This is a genomic window from Paenibacillus sp. JNUCC32, assembly GCF_014863545.1.
Taxonomy (GTDB): domain Bacteria; phylum Bacillota; class Bacilli; order Paenibacillales; family Paenibacillaceae; genus Paenibacillus_AQ; species Paenibacillus_AQ lautus_A.
This window is the reverse complement of record NZ_CP062260.1, coordinates 4,470,671-4,486,487: the sequence shown is the minus strand read 5'-3', so window position 1 is coordinate 4,486,487 and position 15,817 is coordinate 4,470,671. Positions and strand designations below refer to the sequence as shown.

11 protein-coding genes and 1 pseudogene are annotated in these 15,817 nt (G+C 45.9%); 9 read left to right on the top strand and 3 right to left on the bottom strand.

Translation table 11 applies throughout. From position 1 onward, the window contains the following. Positions 1-5: 5 nt before the first annotated feature. Positions 6-785, bottom strand: a complete 780-nt coding sequence (gene ssuC / locus JNUCC32_RS20045) for an aliphatic sulfonate ABC transporter permease SsuC (RefSeq protein ID WP_192572704.1) — start codon at positions 783-785, stop codon at positions 6-8. 396 nt (positions 786-1,181) lie between these two features. On the opposite strand from ssuC, the gene JNUCC32_RS20040 reads away from it, so the two are divergent. The 3 genes from JNUCC32_RS20040 (at position 1,182) to JNUCC32_RS20030 (ending at position 3,715) form a co-directional block, all read left to right on the top strand. Then, positions 1,182-1,556, top strand: a complete 375-nt coding sequence (locus tag JNUCC32_RS20040; RefSeq protein WP_228469011.1) for a hypothetical protein — start codon at positions 1,182-1,184, stop codon at positions 1,554-1,556. Positions 1,557-1,669: 113 nt separating this feature from the next. Further along, a complete protein-coding gene (locus JNUCC32_RS20035) occupies positions 1,670-2,410 on the top strand; it encodes an SMI1/KNR4 family protein (RefSeq protein WP_192569617.1) in 741 nt (246 codons plus the stop codon). Positions 2,411-2,716: 306 nt separating this feature from the next. After that, positions 2,717-3,715, top strand: coding sequence for a hypothetical protein (locus tag JNUCC32_RS20030; protein WP_192569616.1), 999 nt, complete (start codon positions 2,717-2,719; stop codon positions 3,713-3,715). A 485-nt stretch (positions 3,716-4,200) separates the two neighbouring features. Here the strand turns inward: JNUCC32_RS20030 and JNUCC32_RS20025 are convergent, their stop codons facing one another. Together JNUCC32_RS20025 and guaD are read right to left on the bottom strand one after the other, a co-directional pair. Beyond that, entirely contained in the window at positions 4,201-5,553 is a 1,353-nt protein-coding gene (locus JNUCC32_RS20025; protein WP_192569615.1) for a uracil-xanthine permease family protein, read from the bottom strand. A gap of 57 nt (positions 5,554-5,610) precedes the next feature. After that, the gene (gene guaD, locus JNUCC32_RS20020) at positions 5,611-6,975 is read right to left on the bottom strand and encodes a guanine deaminase (protein ID WP_192569614.1); all 1,365 of its coding nucleotides are present in this window, start codon (positions 6,973-6,975) and stop codon (positions 5,611-5,613) included. Between the two features lie 230 nt (positions 6,976-7,205). Here guaD and JNUCC32_RS20015 point away from each other — a divergent pair, with 230 nt between their 5' ends. The 6 genes and pseudogenes from JNUCC32_RS20015 to JNUCC32_RS19990 all read left to right on the top strand — a co-directional run bounded on the left by JNUCC32_RS20015 (position 7,206) and on the right by JNUCC32_RS19990 (position 15,646). Then, positions 7,206-7,721 carry a DUF4241 domain-containing protein gene (locus tag JNUCC32_RS20015; protein ID WP_192569613.1) on the top strand — a complete coding sequence of 172 codons (516 nt, stop codon included), beginning with the start codon at positions 7,206-7,208 and terminating at the stop codon, positions 7,719-7,721. A 284-nt stretch (positions 7,722-8,005) separates the two neighbouring features. Continuing rightward, complete coding sequence (locus JNUCC32_RS31625) at positions 8,006-9,187, top strand: WXG100 family type VII secretion target (protein ID WP_228468789.1); 1,182 nt, start codon at positions 8,006-8,008, stop codon at positions 9,185-9,187. Between the two features lie 20 nt (positions 9,188-9,207). Then, positions 9,208-9,834, top strand: coding sequence for a pentapeptide repeat-containing protein (locus JNUCC32_RS20005; protein ID WP_192569612.1), 627 nt, complete (start codon positions 9,208-9,210; stop codon positions 9,832-9,834). 50 nt (positions 9,835-9,884) lie between these two features. Further along, positions 9,885-10,425 (top strand): annotated as a pseudogene (locus JNUCC32_RS20000) (RNA 2'-phosphotransferase). A gap of 380 nt (positions 10,426-10,805) precedes the next feature. Beyond that, the gene (locus tag JNUCC32_RS19995) at positions 10,806-11,636 is read left to right on the top strand and encodes a hypothetical protein (RefSeq protein ID WP_192569611.1); all 831 of its coding nucleotides are present in this window, start codon (positions 10,806-10,808) and stop codon (positions 11,634-11,636) included. Between the two features lie 656 nt (positions 11,637-12,292). Further along, the gene (locus JNUCC32_RS19990; RefSeq protein WP_192569610.1) at positions 12,293-15,646 is read left to right on the top strand and encodes an S-layer homology domain-containing protein; all 3,354 of its coding nucleotides are present in this window, start codon (positions 12,293-12,295) and stop codon (positions 15,644-15,646) included. Positions 15,647-15,817 lie beyond the last annotated feature (171 nt).

The window sequence follows — 15,817 nt, the reverse complement described above, 5'->3', positions numbered from 1 at the left end:
AGGACTTAGTTGTGATAATTCGGGTTCCATTGTAAGAAGCGCTTCTCTAAGAGCTTCGCGATGGAATCGGCCAGCTTTCCAAATAAGGCATACAGCACAATGGTTAGCAGAATAATATCGGTTTGCATGTATTCTCTTGCATTCATGGCTAGGAAGCCGATGCCCGAATTCGTGGCAATCGTTTCGGATACGATTAAGGTCAACCACATGATGCCTAAAGCGTAGCGGAGTCCGACCAGAATGGAAGGCAGGGCGCCAGGCAGAACGATTTTCCAGAAGAGCGAAGCGGTGCGCAGTCCGTATACGCTGCCCATTTCGATCAATCCGTTGTCCACGGAGCGGATGCCGTGCAAGGTATTGATGTAGACCGGAAATAACACGCCAACCGCGACCAAGAATATTTTCGACTCTTCGCCAATACCAAACCATAGAACGACTAGAGGAATCATCGCCAGATGAGGAACATTGCGTACCATTTGAATCGTTGTATCCAACAATTTTTCGGCGATGGACGATAAGCCGTTGATAAAGCCCAGTACAAGACCGATCCCACCGCCGATTAAGAAACCAATGAACGCTCTTTGGAAACTGATGGCGATGTGTTCGATTAACTTTCCAGATAACAGCAAATCCCTGAAAGAAAATAAAACGTCTTGAGGCAGGGGGAGAATTTTCCTCGAAATCACGTCAAGATTGGATAATATAGCCCACACAACGATCAGTAAGATGGGGAGAACCCAAGGCAAACATTTTCCGATGATGGGATTGGACATGAGCTTTCTCATCATTTCAACTCACCTAGCCTTCAAAAATAGGATCAAAAGAAAAAGGCCACAACGCCAGCACAATATCTGCTGAGGCTGTGACCTCCATTTGAATGGTCGGTATCATTTAATGTTTAATAATTCCTATAAGTTTAATATGGATTTGATTATACTTCCCGATTATGGTTTCGTCAACCGGAAATATGCGAGTCTAAAGTCTATGGAAGAGGCTATGTTAAAATATGGCGTAATGTATATTCTCCCATACGGAAAATACGTTCTTAATTGAAGTGATATATAGGAGTGTTTCATATTAACAAAAAAATAGCCCTATTGTATGCTGTTCTTGTTGCTTCCCTCCTAACTTCCTGTTCGCCAAGAAACCCGGATCGAATAGAAGAACCCGGCTTGTTGGAGATGGTAAATATCTATTTGTACCGTAACGATACCCATCGCGTTCAACCCGAACTGATCAATGTTCAAAGTGAGCCTGATTTGCTGAGGAATGCCGCAAAATGGGCACAGAGTGGAGAGTCTGAACCGTTGCCTGAAACCCAAGAAATAGAGCAAATGTATGTCTTTCAGTACCAATTTCGTAACGGAGATATCATCCAAGATGTCTATTATATGTATGTTACCGACACGAGTAATGAGCAGTACATGAAGGAATTTGAAGGGAGTCTTAAAAAAGATACGGACAAATTTGATGCTTCAGAAAAAGAACGGATATTAAATTTAGTCGGATTTGAAGGATGGAAAAAGGTTTCAGCATCAGACTTATTCAATTCATGATTGTTAGATTGAATAAATTAGATTGTATTCGTTGCGAAGCGTATCAATATTCTCTATAAGAACTCGCAGAAATATTGTTGAACGATATACATCGAGGAGGTTGACCCAACTAAATGAAAGCAAATATCGAAGGAATTCTCCATGTATTAGGAGAGCATCACAAGGAGGCCCACGGCATTCCGGAGGCGGACATTCAAGCAAAGGAACAAAGCTTGGGTTTCCCGTTGCCGACGGTGCTGCGGGAATATTATAAGATTTTGGGACAATCCCCATATATCACTCAAGGGTGCAATAACCAATATGAACCGCTCCCTCTGCAGGATGTGTTTATTCCTGATGATACATTTTTTACGACAGATAAGGCATTTCTGATCTTCTATCAAGTAGAGGAGTCCGTAATATATTGCGGGATCCGACTTCAGGATTTGGAGCAGGAAGATCCACCGGTCTATTTGTGCGCGTGGAACTCTCCCGACTGGCAGCTGGAAAATCGATCGCTTCAACGTTTTCTCGCTGGCAAGGGACTCGTTCAGTTGGGCGTTGAGGATCGGCTGCCGTATTGGGCCATTTTCGATGAGAGCATGTGGAGCTTGTCCGACTATCGCAGATGCATGCGTCTGGAGGAACCGGAGTTTGAGATGGAGGAAGGGTCAGAGCTGAATGCATGGAAAATCTATCTGAAGGACGATGTGCTGATCGTGTTTGAACTTGACGTATCCGAAGAGGAGACGGATGAACTGTTGGCTGTATACCTGGCGTCCTTTCAGCGAGCGAGCATGGAAAAACTATTGAGTGTGATGGGGCAGGCAAACAATTTGCCTGCGTTTCGAACGAATCTGTCATTAGACCGGTAGACATGCAACGCAATACAGAGGAATGAAAATGCTCACTTCTAACAACAGCCGCCCTTAAAGGCGGAAAGTAGAGACAGGGACAAGAAATAGGTCGTTTTCGCATCCACGAGCGACCTATTTCTTTTTGCATTGGTTCTAAGAGCAAGACCAATCGTTGTGACTAATCCGATTAGTGTCATGAAACTATCAAGTGTACCCTACCAGTTTCAAAAAAAATATTTTTGAAAAATATCAAACTTTTAGTATAAATATTACGTTAATGTAAATGTAAGGATTTAAATACTATAATTTAGGAGATGATTTAAAATGAAGAAAAAAATTCTCTCATCATTGCTACTACTATCCTTGGTAGGTTCAAGCCTCTCAGGGGCGGTATTCGCAGACGAATCTAAATATTCACAAAATGTCGTAGATCTAGTTTCAGACCCTTCGGTAAACCCCATTGGTAAAGTAGTTAGATATGAAAATGAAGTCAATGTAAAACCTTTAATTGCAAATGCTGCGGAAAATAATGTGTCCTCATTCAAAACAAGTGCCTCACAAATGTCTCCTGAAGAACTAGATATGTATCTTGCTAAAGTCGCTGTAGGCCAAGAGGAAAAATTTACTGATGAATTTTTTGAAGTGTTAGAAAGTAACGGACTTGTTTACTACGAATTAGGCCAAGATAATTCTGTAGTAACACCTCATGCACAAAATGGGGATATTCAAGTCAACACTCCGTTTGGGCTTTACAATTCTACAACGAAATATTGGGAGATCTGGGGCGGTTTCAAATGGACGAATGCTAATGCATGGTGGGAAGAAGCAAGAAAATATTTGGGTTTTGCAAACCCCACTGGACCTTTAGGTGGTGCTGATACTGCAGGTATTAACTTAATTGGTGGCACTAATGGTGCTGCTCTTAAAGAGTTCCACTTGCAACCAATATGGCAAGATGCACCGTCTCCATACAATAATGGAAAAACAGGATCCTATTCAGCTCCTCAACAAACAAACCGGGTAGGTACTTTTGATAGTAAGCATGGCGCAATGTTCAAATTCCAAGATAGCGTATCTGGCTTTGGTTTAGGTAGTGATGGTTATGCCAAATATGCAATGAATTTTGGATCTGGTGCAGTGAAACTTGCATATGATAGTAAGTTTTCAGGTGCAAGTGGAAATGCTGTAGCGTATATGCGTCATACATGGGATAAAACATATGTTGATAATGTTACATTAAACAGCAATGGTTCTTTTTCTGTTACAATCAAAGGTGGAACGGCTGCAACAGATACTTTAATCGGCCCTGATTATGCATACTAGTTCTTAAATGAATTAAAAAGGCAGTTCCAAAAGCTATCAATAGCTTTTGGAACTGCCTTTATATTTTTTGTTTAACGTATTTTATGAACCAGTATAGAAAAATCCAAGGCAAAATGTATAACGTTACCCATTCTATAAAATCAATAACACCATTTAGATTTAAGCCGTTTTGAAATGTTTTTAATGCGACAACGCACAGGATAAAGATACCAATCATGAATATTGAAATTTTTAATGGGTTTTTCGCCATAAGTTTCTCCCTTCCTTAACTCTCTATAAATTCTGATTTTTCAATTTCTTGAGGGTTATATAAATTCTATCCTTATTACCTTTTTTGGGCAAGTATAACATATTCTAATAACTCTATGTTGTGATGAGAAATTTACCATACAAAAAAACCACCCCCAAAGCCTACGACAAACGTAGTCTCTTTAGGGGTAGCTCCGTAAACCTTACATACAACTCCAATTACCTCGCCCTACAACCTACTTCGCGTTTGGCAACAATTTATTTAACAAGATCGCTGCAATCGAAGCAGCCAGAATCGGCGAGCCCAACAAATACTGCACGAACGTAGGCAGCGTGTACAAGAAATCTTTAGGAATGAGCACTAACGCCAACGTCAAAATCATCGGGATGGCGATAATGTACATTTCTTTTTCCCCGATTTTTACGTTCTTCATGACCTGGATCCCGTTAATCGAGATGATGCCGCAGACGATGGCGAATACGCCGCCGATGACAGCGGTTGGGATCGAGGAGATCAATGCGGCCAATTTGCCGGAGCAGCCGAAGAGGACAAACCATCCGCCTACCGCCAGAAAGACTCGACGACTGGCCACACCCGTGATAGAAATAATGCCCGCATTGGTGGAATAGCCGGTAACCGGCGTGGAGCCGAGTCCGGAAGCAATCAGGCAGCTAATCCCTTCACCAATGACCCCCCGGTTAATGTTCTTATCCGTTAACGGTTTATCAATGACATTGCTGATGGCAAACCATGTCCCCGTCGTTTCTGCCAGCAGGACGAGATAAATAATGATCATGGTGATAATCGCCGAGAAGTCGAACGAGAAGCCAAAATCCTTAAACGGGATCTGCGGCATGCTGAACCACTTGGCGTTTGCGACAGCGCTGAAATCCAGCACCCCCATAAAGTTGGCCGAGATACATCCGATTATAAGTGCGACCATTACAGACGTAACGCGGAATATCGCACCTCTCGTGCGGAACAAAGAACCCAGGATCACGAACAGAATGAGTGCAGCCGCTGAGATCAGGGCCAGCAGTACGTTCTGATTGATGGTAGCGTCCGTGGCGCCGTAGATATTGTCTCGGATGGCAACCGGCAATAAGGACAAACCGACGATGAAGATGATCGTACCCCCGACAATGGGCGGTATGAAGGAAGTAACGATTTTATTGAAAATTCCCGTATACCCCAAAATAATCACGAGGATCGCGCCAATCAAGCTCGCGCCCAGCACGGAACTCCAACCCATCTCTCCGCCGCCGCTGGCGGCATAAATGGCGACAATCGCGCCGAGCGGAACATAGGAAGGACCTTGCGCCATCGGCAGCTTCATACAGAAATACGTTTGCACGATCGTGGCAAGCCCGGCTGCAATAAACGTGGATTGAATCAATGCGCTGGACTGATTGGGCGCTAAGCCGATTAACATGGCAATCAGGAAAGGGACGACATAGACGTCCATCGCGACGACATGCTGTAAACCGAGAATGGCGGATTTCCCGAATGATATTTTGCCGTCGGGCGGAACCGTTAAATGCTGTGATTTTGTTTGCGTGCCATTTAGCCCTTCTGCTTGTGTTTTCACTTCGCTGGACACCTCGAATGTTAGGATGAATTGCTTGTTGAACAACCTCTATTATTCTTAACGCGTATGAACCTTTTCCCCTTGCACCCACACCTCGCGGATATGCTCAGGCCGTGCCAGATACATGATCTTCTGAAAAATATCTTGTATGTCTTCAAACTCATCAAAAATCGGCAGCTTCGCGGATGGAAGTCTTGTATCGATCACCTGCACATCCCACGCGTAGTTTTCTTGAATGCGACCGATCGGCAGGCTCAGACTTTCACCGCCCCCGGCCGTAGCCAGATAAAATGCCTCATGGACCGTAATGCGCGAGTCGGGTACGCCGCGAGCTTCCGCAGGAAGGGAGGTATTCACGCCATCTTCCAACATTCTCGAGGACATTACGGCTTGCCTTATATTATCGAAGAGACTGGGCGAGAAGCCGCCGGATAGATCCGAGCCTAAACCGATCTCGACATTTTTGGCATGGAAGCGGGCGACCGGGATGACGCTGTTGGCGAAATAAGCGTTGGATATCGGGCAATGCGCGATCGCGGTGCCGGTGTCAGCGAACAATTCGGCATCCTGATCATCAAGGAAATTACAATGAGCCATGACCGATTTATCGCGCAGCAGGCCAAAATCATGCAAGGCAAACGCATCGTTTTTCTGGAAGCGATCTTTCACATACCCGTGCGCCCAATCGCTTTCGCTGCAGTGGGACTGCACATACGTATCGTATTTGGCTGCCAGCTCGCCTAAACCCTTCAGGCCCTCATCCGTACAGCTCGGGATGAAGCGTGGGGTGACGACGGGATACACGCCTTGTTTTGTGGTTTTGGCGAGTTCCTGTACAGCGATAATAAATTCCTCCGTATCCGCCAGTGCCGTGGATGTGTCCGCATCGCGGTAGTAATCCGGATTCTGCTCGGGGTCGTCCATGACAACCTTTCCGACAAGTCCGCGCTGGCCTTTGCTCGCACAGATTTGGGCTAACAACAAGCTGGCTTCTTTATGCACCGTGGCAAAATAAAGGGCTGTCGTTGTTCCGTTGGCCAACAGGGTGCTTACCACATCGTCGTAAACCTTTTGCGCAAACTCCAAATCGGAGAATTTGGATTCCAGAGGGAACGTATAGGTATTCAGCCAATCGTAGAGCGGAATGTCCAATGCGGTTCCGGATTGAGCCCATTGCGGGGCGTGAACATGCAAATCGACAAAGCCAGGCAGGAAATACTGTCCTTCCTCTAGTCGGTGAAAGCTGTCCGTGCCTTGATACATATCCAGCAAGGATTGATAGTCGGCGTCTTCCGGTGCCACGACTCGCTCAATCATGCCGTCCGTATTGACGCAGTAAAGATAGTCTCTCAATACTTGAATTTCTTTGGGAGATTTGCTTGAAAAAGAAGTCCCTTGAAATAATAACATATATTTACTCATGTTTACCGCCTTAATGTTCGTTTTTTGGAGCGCTTTTGTCATTATAGTCCGTTAAAAAAGAGATGTCCATAGTTTAAAGGCGAATAGATGGAGCATGGAACAAATCAGGTGACTGCTATGTTTGAGGAGATGTCGTTGTGGAATCATGAGGGGCTAGGTTGAAAATGGAGTCTGATTCTTGATACGTGCTAAAATAGAACCATCATACGTTGTTATTGGAGGTATCTTCATTGAACATTCAACTGGGCCATTTTGAAGTGAATTCCGGACAATTGGTTGTGGCCGATCCTTGTTATGAATTGGATACGAACATTATTATCATGGGCGTGTTGGAAGCCGTATTGAATGGAACGTGGGTAGGAGAAGTAGAGAAGGTGGAGATCCCGGACTGGGGCGAAGCCAACGCCAAGCTGACGGCTTACCATCACTCGGTAGCAGAACAGGGGGCACTTCTGGAGTGGATCAAGTGTCCTTTTGTGGCTGGAGTGGATAGCGGACAGGCGGGGATTTTTGATGTTCAAAAGTACCGAATTCCGGATGCGGATTCAGCATCGGATAGCTCGGACACGGATACGGAATGGTATTATGCCTGCTGCGACATCACCGAGAGCGGGGAAGAAGCAGGTGTCCTGGATGGGGGCGTCGTATCTCGTACCGGCATCGGTGATGGTGCATACGGCGTGTATAAGGCCGTGAATGAGCAGGATCAGGTGGTTGGCGTGAAAATTGTGTTTATTAAGAAGTAGTCGAGCGCTAACGGAAAAATGAATAAGAGCAAGTATAAACAGTCATAGAAGGTAACCCTTTTATGGCTGTTTTATTAGGGATACACCATGATGCCAACCAAGCCTGTCACTATACTAGAGAGAATAGAGGCATATTGGGGCTTCTGTACCATATGGAAGAATGAAGGCTTCGCTTCATCCAACTGGCATACTCCAATGCCTTCAATATGAAGGACTCTGGAACCTTTTCCATATCCTAGAAGATAGATACAATAAGGTCCAATGAAACGTTGGAGAGGATGCGAATGCCTAGAATACTTGTCCCGCCCGAGGTATTGATTCGGGTGTCGGAGGAAGCCGCCAGGGCTGCGGAAGAACTGGAAACGACCAAGAATCGGCTGGACCAGCAGATTACATATATGATGTCATCGTGGGAAGGAACGACACGTTCGCGGTTTTTCGAAGATTTTCAGCGTGCCCACGGCGAAATGAATAAAACGATTGAACATCTTCGGATCATCGGCCAGGAATTGAAGGCCATTGCATTCCGGTTCATCTCAGCCGATATGCGTGAAGATATTATGATTGTGGCATCGGCAGCGGGCGCTGCGAACGAGCCCAAAACGTTCTGGGACCATGCGGGGGACTTCTGGCAGGGGCTGCAGACCGGGGCGAAATCCGTAGCGAATTCGGTAAAGGATACGGCTACATCCTTGGTGGAAGACCCGCTTGGCACTGCCAAGGACATGGCCTATAATGCAACTATCGGGACGGCGGAAGAGATCATCGACACGGCGGCCTGGGGAGGCAAAATGATTTTTGATGCCGATACCCGGGAAAAATTTGCCGCAGACATCGAGGATTCGGGCGGCGCGTCCCATTATATGGGGCAGCAGGCTGCCATGATCCTGGCCGGTTTAGCCACACGCCGGATCGGCGTGAAGACCCACCCGCATTTGAAGCATGATTCGGGTGGGGATGGGGGGAAGGTTGTTGAGGATAAGGGTAAAAGAGACTTAGATTTAATCAGAAAGGATGCCCCCGACTACTACCGGGAGTTAATGGATAAGTATAGTGATAAGGGAACTTATCATGTTAGAACACCAGATGCGTATGAAGATTTGGCAAAGGATCCAGACCATAATTTTAAGATTGATGACAAAACTAAAATAGAACGGCAGGCTGGGCTTGAATTAGAAGTTAGAGGAGAACTTACGGGGCCAATTTTGCGTGATCCAATTACTGGTCGAGGTGAGTTTGTTGATGGAAATGGACAAGTATGGGATGTAAAAGGATTTAACTCAAATTATCCCCCTAGGAAGGGTGGGTTTAGATTAGATAAGGCAATCGTAGATATTGAAGATGAATTACGTAAGGGAGAAAATGTTATCCTTGACACCACCAAACTCTCCCAAGATCATATTGGGCAATTAAAAAATGCGATAAATACTATGGAATGGAAGGAAAGAATTCTTTGGTGGCCCTAAATGGAGAGAGGGGATAGTGGATGTTAACTCAACAAGACTTAAATAAAATGATTCAAGATCACCAACTTTGGATCACTGAATCAAAATCTAAAGGCAAACAATTGCATTTAGAGGATGCTACTTTAAAAGAGTTGAATTTTGTTGGATGGAACTTATCAGATGTGGTGCTGGCTGGCTCAACATTACAGAAATGTGTATTAACAAATACTGATTTCTATTATTCGAATCTGGCATCAGTAAATTTTTTAGAGGCCAGTATGAATGGGGTAATTTTGACAAAGTCAAATTTAGATTATTCATTGTTTAAAAAATGTGATGCATCTAACTCTAAAGTTATAAATGCAACATTCTATGAATCAGTAGTAGAAGAAGTGAATTTTTCTGATTCTAGTATGATGAAAGTAAAATTTATGTATTCTACCCTTACAAATATAAAATTTATTAATTGCGATTTATCGAGGGCATCTTTTAGGAATTCCAACCTCCAAGATGTAGATTTTACTAGTGCTGATTTATCTGAAGTAGATTTTTCAAACGTTGAAATTAACAATGTCATATTTAATGGGGCTTTTTGCAATCATAAGACTATATGGCCTGAAAATATAAATCCGGAACAGATGGGAGTTATTTTCAAAAAAGAATCTTGATAAACTTCCAATGGTTTTCGATAAGATTTAATAAGTATGGAGTGTGAGTAGTGGATATTACAAAATTAAGTAAGGAAGTATCATATGCCTTAAGACATGCACCATGGGAGTATGAATTAGAATTAGATGATGAAGGATGGGTAAGCATTGAACAGATTCTAATTGCGCTGCGCCGTGACAAACAATGGGAATCTATAACCGAAAATGATCTAATTGAAATGATTGATAAATCAGATAAAGCACGGCATGAAATTTTGAATGGAAAAATACGAGCCTTGTATGGTCACTCTGCACCGCAAAAAATATTGAAAGTAATCGGAACTCCGCCAACATTACTTTATCATGGGACAGCTAGACACTTAGTCGAACAAATTTTGCACGAGGGACTTCGACCAATGGGTAGACAGTATGTTCATCTATCCGTTGATAGAGAAACAGCATATTTGGTCGGAAAGCGTAAAGATCCCTAGTCCCGTGCTGCTAGTAGTTCGAGCTGAGCAGGCTTCAAATGAAGGATGTAACTTTTATCAAGGCAATGATGCTGTATGGTTAGCTGACAGTGTTCCTTCGAGGTTTATTTCTGAAGAATAGTAGTAACAATTGATTCATCTTAATTGGGTTTATAACTTGAATGTTGGTACATGAGATAGAGTGATCTAATCATGCATCTGATGTGGGGATTAGTTTAACGTTTCTACAATATCCTTTATTCATTATTTTGACTAACCTTTGATATACATAAAAGGCTTATTCCAACCTAGGAATAAGCCTTTTTGCACAATTTATGAAAGAAAAAGAGAAGACTAAATAATCACCTCAGAAACAAGGAAGTAGACATTTAATTATTTCTGCTTAATTTACAAAAATTGAATTAAAAGGGTTTACAGTACCTTTATATAATGTTAGGGTATTTACCAAGTAAAGGAAAGGAGGACGGATGTAAACTCTAAAAAAAGATTTGGAGGTACTATATGAAAAGAGTTTCTTTGTTTTTGACTTTGACGGTTTTTGTGACGTTTGTGTTTTCTGGATTTGCTGGCAGTTCTTACGCATCTTCTCAAGTCGACGATACATTAAAAGAACTTTCGTATTCTTTTACAGAGAATTATGGTGAAAAGAATATTCAGGGAGTCTATCAAGATGAGTTGACTGATGAGACATCACGTCTTGAGCTCAGTGAGTCAGATGGTGTGAGGACGGTAAAGCATTACATTAACGATAACTTGGTAGCGGAAGCTACTTTTAATACAAGCACAGGCGATGTTGTAACAAAAAATATTCAAACTGGAGAGGAAATTGTCCAAAATGTTGATGAATTAGTTACAGAGTTAGAGCGTCCAGTTGAGATGACTCCGATGGACTCTCCTTCACCCGGTTATAATTTTGTGAAAACAAAATATAATTCTACATGGAACCAATACGGTTCATTGTATAAAAAAACTACAGTATCCGACACCACCTACATTGATGTACAATTCTCTGCGGGTACGGCAGTTGCCACTATTTTGTCAGTTATCGATATTATTTGGACAAAAGGTGGACTTACCACCCTATTAAAAGCATTTGCAATTACAATAACAGGATCTGTTATCGATACAGCATGGTATGGAATTCTTGATGCTACTAAGTACTTGACGCAAATCGAAGTGTTTTCACAAGGCAAACTCGGATTAAGAAGTGAACAATATATTTTAGAGGCGAAAGTAAACGGGGTGCCAAAACAAGTGCATGATGGTGGAGATGGTCGTACGTATGATCAAATGATAGATGATGCCATTTATAATGTAATTATTCTAGGTTAAAAGAGAGGGTCTTCGTCATGAAAAACTCATCCAGAACTACATATTTGAGAAGACGGCTTATATCGGACGTTGTTTATTTGGTGCTTTGTATTTTAGGGATAATTCTAGTTGCGAATACTAGACATTACTGGCTTACATTAGTCCCTATATTAGCATTAGTTCTTGGAATATTCATAATAAGATATCATCTAAAAGAATACAAAGATAAATCTGATAATGGATGATTTAACGAGCCTTTAGAGGCTCGTTTTTTTCTTGCTGAAGTCCGACAAAAGTTTTTGTTTTAGGGTAATTCGACCTGTGCAAGGATGGAGTGAAAACCGGCTCACACCATACAAGAGATCTGTACCGTCGCGAATCCAGAGAAGTTAAGCAGCCTCTAGGGTAATTTCCGCTTTTAACACGGTATATTATTTGATGAATTCCGTATAGCGAGGGGACCTTAAGCAAAAATAGCCGAGCGAAAACTCAGGGCCGCTCCCTGTATTCGCTCGGTTTTTCCGTTATGACAGCCTTTCTATGAACTTGAAACAAAAATGAGACAGTTCTTGATGGACAATTGGTTTACACTGGTTGAAGATGTTGAAATTGATCAGATTGCGTCGTGTTTCTAAGACTCATCGATGATTGTACTGATGCAAAGGAGAAACCTGTTTATGAAAAAAATGTCCATCATGTTGGCAGTAACGCTCATTTTTTCGATGGTGCTTGCTCCCTTGGCTTCCGCTCAGCCGGTGGTCCGGGCTGGTAACGACTCGGTTCCGGTTGAAGCGGACGGTTGGGTGTGGGTCGGGACCGCAGAAGAACTGGCTTATATCAATCGGAATCAAGCGTCTTACCTGGATCGGAATATCCGATTGACCGGCGACATCGATATGACCGGATACGATTGGGTGCCGATGGGCAATGAAGAGGCAGCCTTCAGTGGAATATTCGACGGTGGGGGATACCGGATTGAAGGTCTTAAGATCGAGGGCGGCGCACTGCAGGATGTCGGATTCTTCGGCCATGTGTCGGGTACGATTCGTCACCTGGGTGTCACGGTTCAAGTTCACGGTGGCAGCTATGCCGGGGGATTGGCCAGCCATCTGGTCGGCGGCAGCATCATCAACTCGCATTCTCAGGGCACTGTTACGAGCGGCAATACCGGTTATACAGGCGTGAGTGTAGCAGGCGGGTTGGTCGGTGTGGCATACAGTGATTCGAGCATCATTCGCTCTTCTTCGTCCGCTGCCGCTAAGAGCGGCGATGCCTCCAACCAATATGCCGGAGGGCTTGTCGGTTCCCAAGGTGCAGGCTCCATCAGCGACTCATATGCCACGGGATCGGTTACCAACTGGGGAGATAATGACTTTTTCTCTGGAGGCGGATTGGTGGGGCACCTAGTATATGGGGCTATTTCCAATAGTTACTCGTCGACAGCTGTCACCCAATCCGGAAAAATCAGATATGGCAGGATGGGCGGCTTTGTCGGTTTCATTTTCGACGCGACGAATCCTTCGATCCATGCCTCGTATTTCGATTCCGTTGCTACCATGCAAACCAACGGCGTAGGAGATGGTAGTGGTACCGGCGGCTCGATTCACATTACGGGCCTTACGACCAACGAAATGAGGGAAGCATCCAATTACCAAGGCTGGGATTTCACCGATATCTGGGCCGTCGATGCCGGTATTAATGGAGGATATCCTTATTTTCGTCCGGACATTTTGACAACCGATCTGCCGCGGGCGGACAAGGACGTTCCTTATTCCTTGGTCCTTGAAGCTTTCGACGGCGCAAGGGGGGGCTTGACTTGGAACGCCTCCGGACTTCCTGACGGCCTGGCGTTGACAGATCACGGCATGCTCAAAGGCAGACCTAAGGTGAGCGGTACGTTCCCGGTTACAGTTTCTGTGACCGATGCGGGCCAGAACACCGTTAGCGCAATTTTGACTCTGTATGTGGATGAACCGGCACCGGACATCGACGGGCTTGCTATTCGTCCAGGCAGCGCGAACGGTTCGACGAGCGTGACGGCGGTTCCGGGGAATCCGGGGCGTACGTTTGCTTATTTGCTCGGGCCAGATGCCAGTGAGCGTCCCCTATTGGGAGATGCTCTGCCTGGCGAAGCAGCCTTGTATTCGTTAGGTACGGACATTGTGGATCCAATCCCAGGTCAATATCTCCAGGTGTTTGAACTGGATGCACAGCAGCGCATCCAGGCATGGAGCGTTATCCAAGTGGAAGCGAGCCATATTCGTAACACCATCCCCGTTACGGGGGTGAGTCTGGATCAGACGACTCTGACCCTTACGGCAGGAGGTGCTTCACAGAAGCTGACAGCCGTCCTTATGCCGGCGAATGCGACGAATCAGGCGGTATCCTGGAGTTCCAGCGATTCAAGCGTCGCCCAGGTGGACCAGAGCGGCGAGGTGACGCCGGTCGCTGAAGGTACGGCGGTCGTTACGGTGACTACCGTCGACGGCGGGTTCACGGCCACCGCAGCAGTGACGGTACATTCGGCTCCAACGGATACGGGGACGGTGACCGGCGCAGTCTACGGTACAGGGAATACACCGCTGGCCGGTGCGGCGGTATCGGTGGGTGGTACGAAGGATATGACCGACGCCGAGGGGAGATTTGCACTGAATAACGTAGCGGCAGGCCGCCATGAACTAACGGTAACAGCAGCGACGTATAACGATTACGCGACAACCGTAAATGTCCTAGCCGGGGAGACGGTCGACGCAGGACGCATCGATTTGAGAGCTGCCTATATCCCAGAACCGGAATCCCCATCCTATAGCTGGGTTCCGGTTCCTGCCCCTTCCCCTGCGCCGGACCCAAGAATGATCGTAACGATCAACGGCAAACAAGTTCGGGTCACCGCCAAAAAAGAGCAGGATCATGACGGGCGCACCGTTCTGAGACTGATACCGGACTCCGATCTGGTTCGGTCATGGGCCGCTGGCGGGGAGGATATCGTTATCGACATCGATAATGAGGATCCGGTGGTGAAGGTCGATTTTCCGGCTGAAGCGCTGCAGGTTCTCCTTGCGGCCAAACCGAATGCAGCCATTCGGATTGGGGTGAACGGGGCAAGCTACAGCGTTCCGCTGCACGTGCTGAGCGACCTCCCGAACCGAACGACCGTAACGGTTGTCATCGCCAGAATGACGGATTCTGCAAGCCGTGAGCTGGATGAGGAATTGACCCGTCAAGGCTATGACATGCTGGCTAGGCCGACGAGCTTTGAGTTATACAGCGACGGCAATGTAAAAATCGAAGGGGAAGGCACGTATTTGGAGCGCACATTCTCAATGAACGGTGCGGCAGAATCCGACCATTCCACCGTCGTGCGGGTGGATGGCGCAGGGAAGCCGCGCTTCGTCCCTTCCATTTTTGAAGGGGAGACAGCGACTTTTTATGATGCATATAACGGCGTGTTCACCGCGGTTCGATCCAACCGAACCTTCGAGGATATCCAGGGACATTGGGCGCAAAGCGACATCGAGCGGATGGCGAACAAGCTGATCGTGAACGGCTCGGCTGACGGCACGTTTGATCCTAACCGTACGGTGACCCGCGCCGAGTTCGTCGCGATGCTCGTGCGTGCGCTCGGACTAGCCGAGAAGCCGCAGCTTTCTTCCTATTCGGACGTGGGGCCGAACGATGTTTGGCATGACGGTGCGATAGGGGCCGCATCCGCGGCTGGCTTGATTGAAGGCTACGCTGACGGTTCGTTCCGGCCGGACGCTAGGATCACGAGAGAGCAGATGGCGGTGATGCTGGGCAGAGCCGTCCGATATGCCGGCGAGCTTCTGCGACAGGACACATCTGCGTTGGAACGCTTCTCGGACCATGCCCAGGTATCCGATTGGGCCAAGGGATCGGCTGCCGACCTGCTGGCTGCGGGCATGATCGAAGGCGTTGGGAACGCGGTGTTCGCTCCGCAGGCGTATGCTACGCGTGCTCAAAGCACGGTTCTCTTAAACCGAATGCTGCTCTACTTGAATTTCATGAACTGATTGCAGCTGAATAGCTGGCGCGTACATTCCAACCGTGAATGTGCGCGTTTTTTTGCTTTTATTCCGTAATGGAGCCTATTCGAAGACTCGAAACATAGTATAGTATAAAAAAATAGCAGGTTTACTAGTTGGAAGATTCAACGGGCGAAAAGCGGATGGAGTGAGATGTAA

Excerpts from the sequence above, each read along its gene's own strand:
- ssuC (WP_192572704.1), bottom strand. The coding sequence starts at position 785 with ATGAGAAAGCTCATGTCCAATCCCATCATCGGAAAATGTTTGCCTTGG.
- JNUCC32_RS20040 (WP_228469011.1), top strand. The coding sequence starts at position 1,182 with ATGGTAAATATCTATTTGTACCGTAACGATACCCATCGCGTTCAACCC.
- JNUCC32_RS20035 (WP_192569617.1), top strand. The coding sequence starts at position 1,670 with ATGAAAGCAAATATCGAAGGAATTCTCCATGTATTAGGAGAGCATCAC.
- JNUCC32_RS20030 (WP_192569616.1), top strand. The coding sequence starts at position 2,717 with ATGAAGAAAAAAATTCTCTCATCATTGCTACTACTATCCTTGGTAGGT.
- guaD (WP_192569614.1), bottom strand. The coding sequence starts at position 6,975 with ATGAGTAAATATATGTTATTATTTCAAGGGACTTCTTTTTCAAGCAAA.
- JNUCC32_RS31625 (WP_228468789.1), top strand. The coding sequence starts at position 8,006 with ATGCCTAGAATACTTGTCCCGCCCGAGGTATTGATTCGGGTGTCGGAG.
- JNUCC32_RS20005 (WP_192569612.1), top strand. The coding sequence starts at position 9,208 with ATGTTAACTCAACAAGACTTAAATAAAATGATTCAAGATCACCAACTT.
- JNUCC32_RS19995 (WP_192569611.1), top strand. The coding sequence starts at position 10,806 with ATGAAAAGAGTTTCTTTGTTTTTGACTTTGACGGTTTTTGTGACGTTT.
- JNUCC32_RS19990 (WP_192569610.1), top strand. The coding sequence starts at position 12,293 with ATGAAAAAAATGTCCATCATGTTGGCAGTAACGCTCATTTTTTCGATG.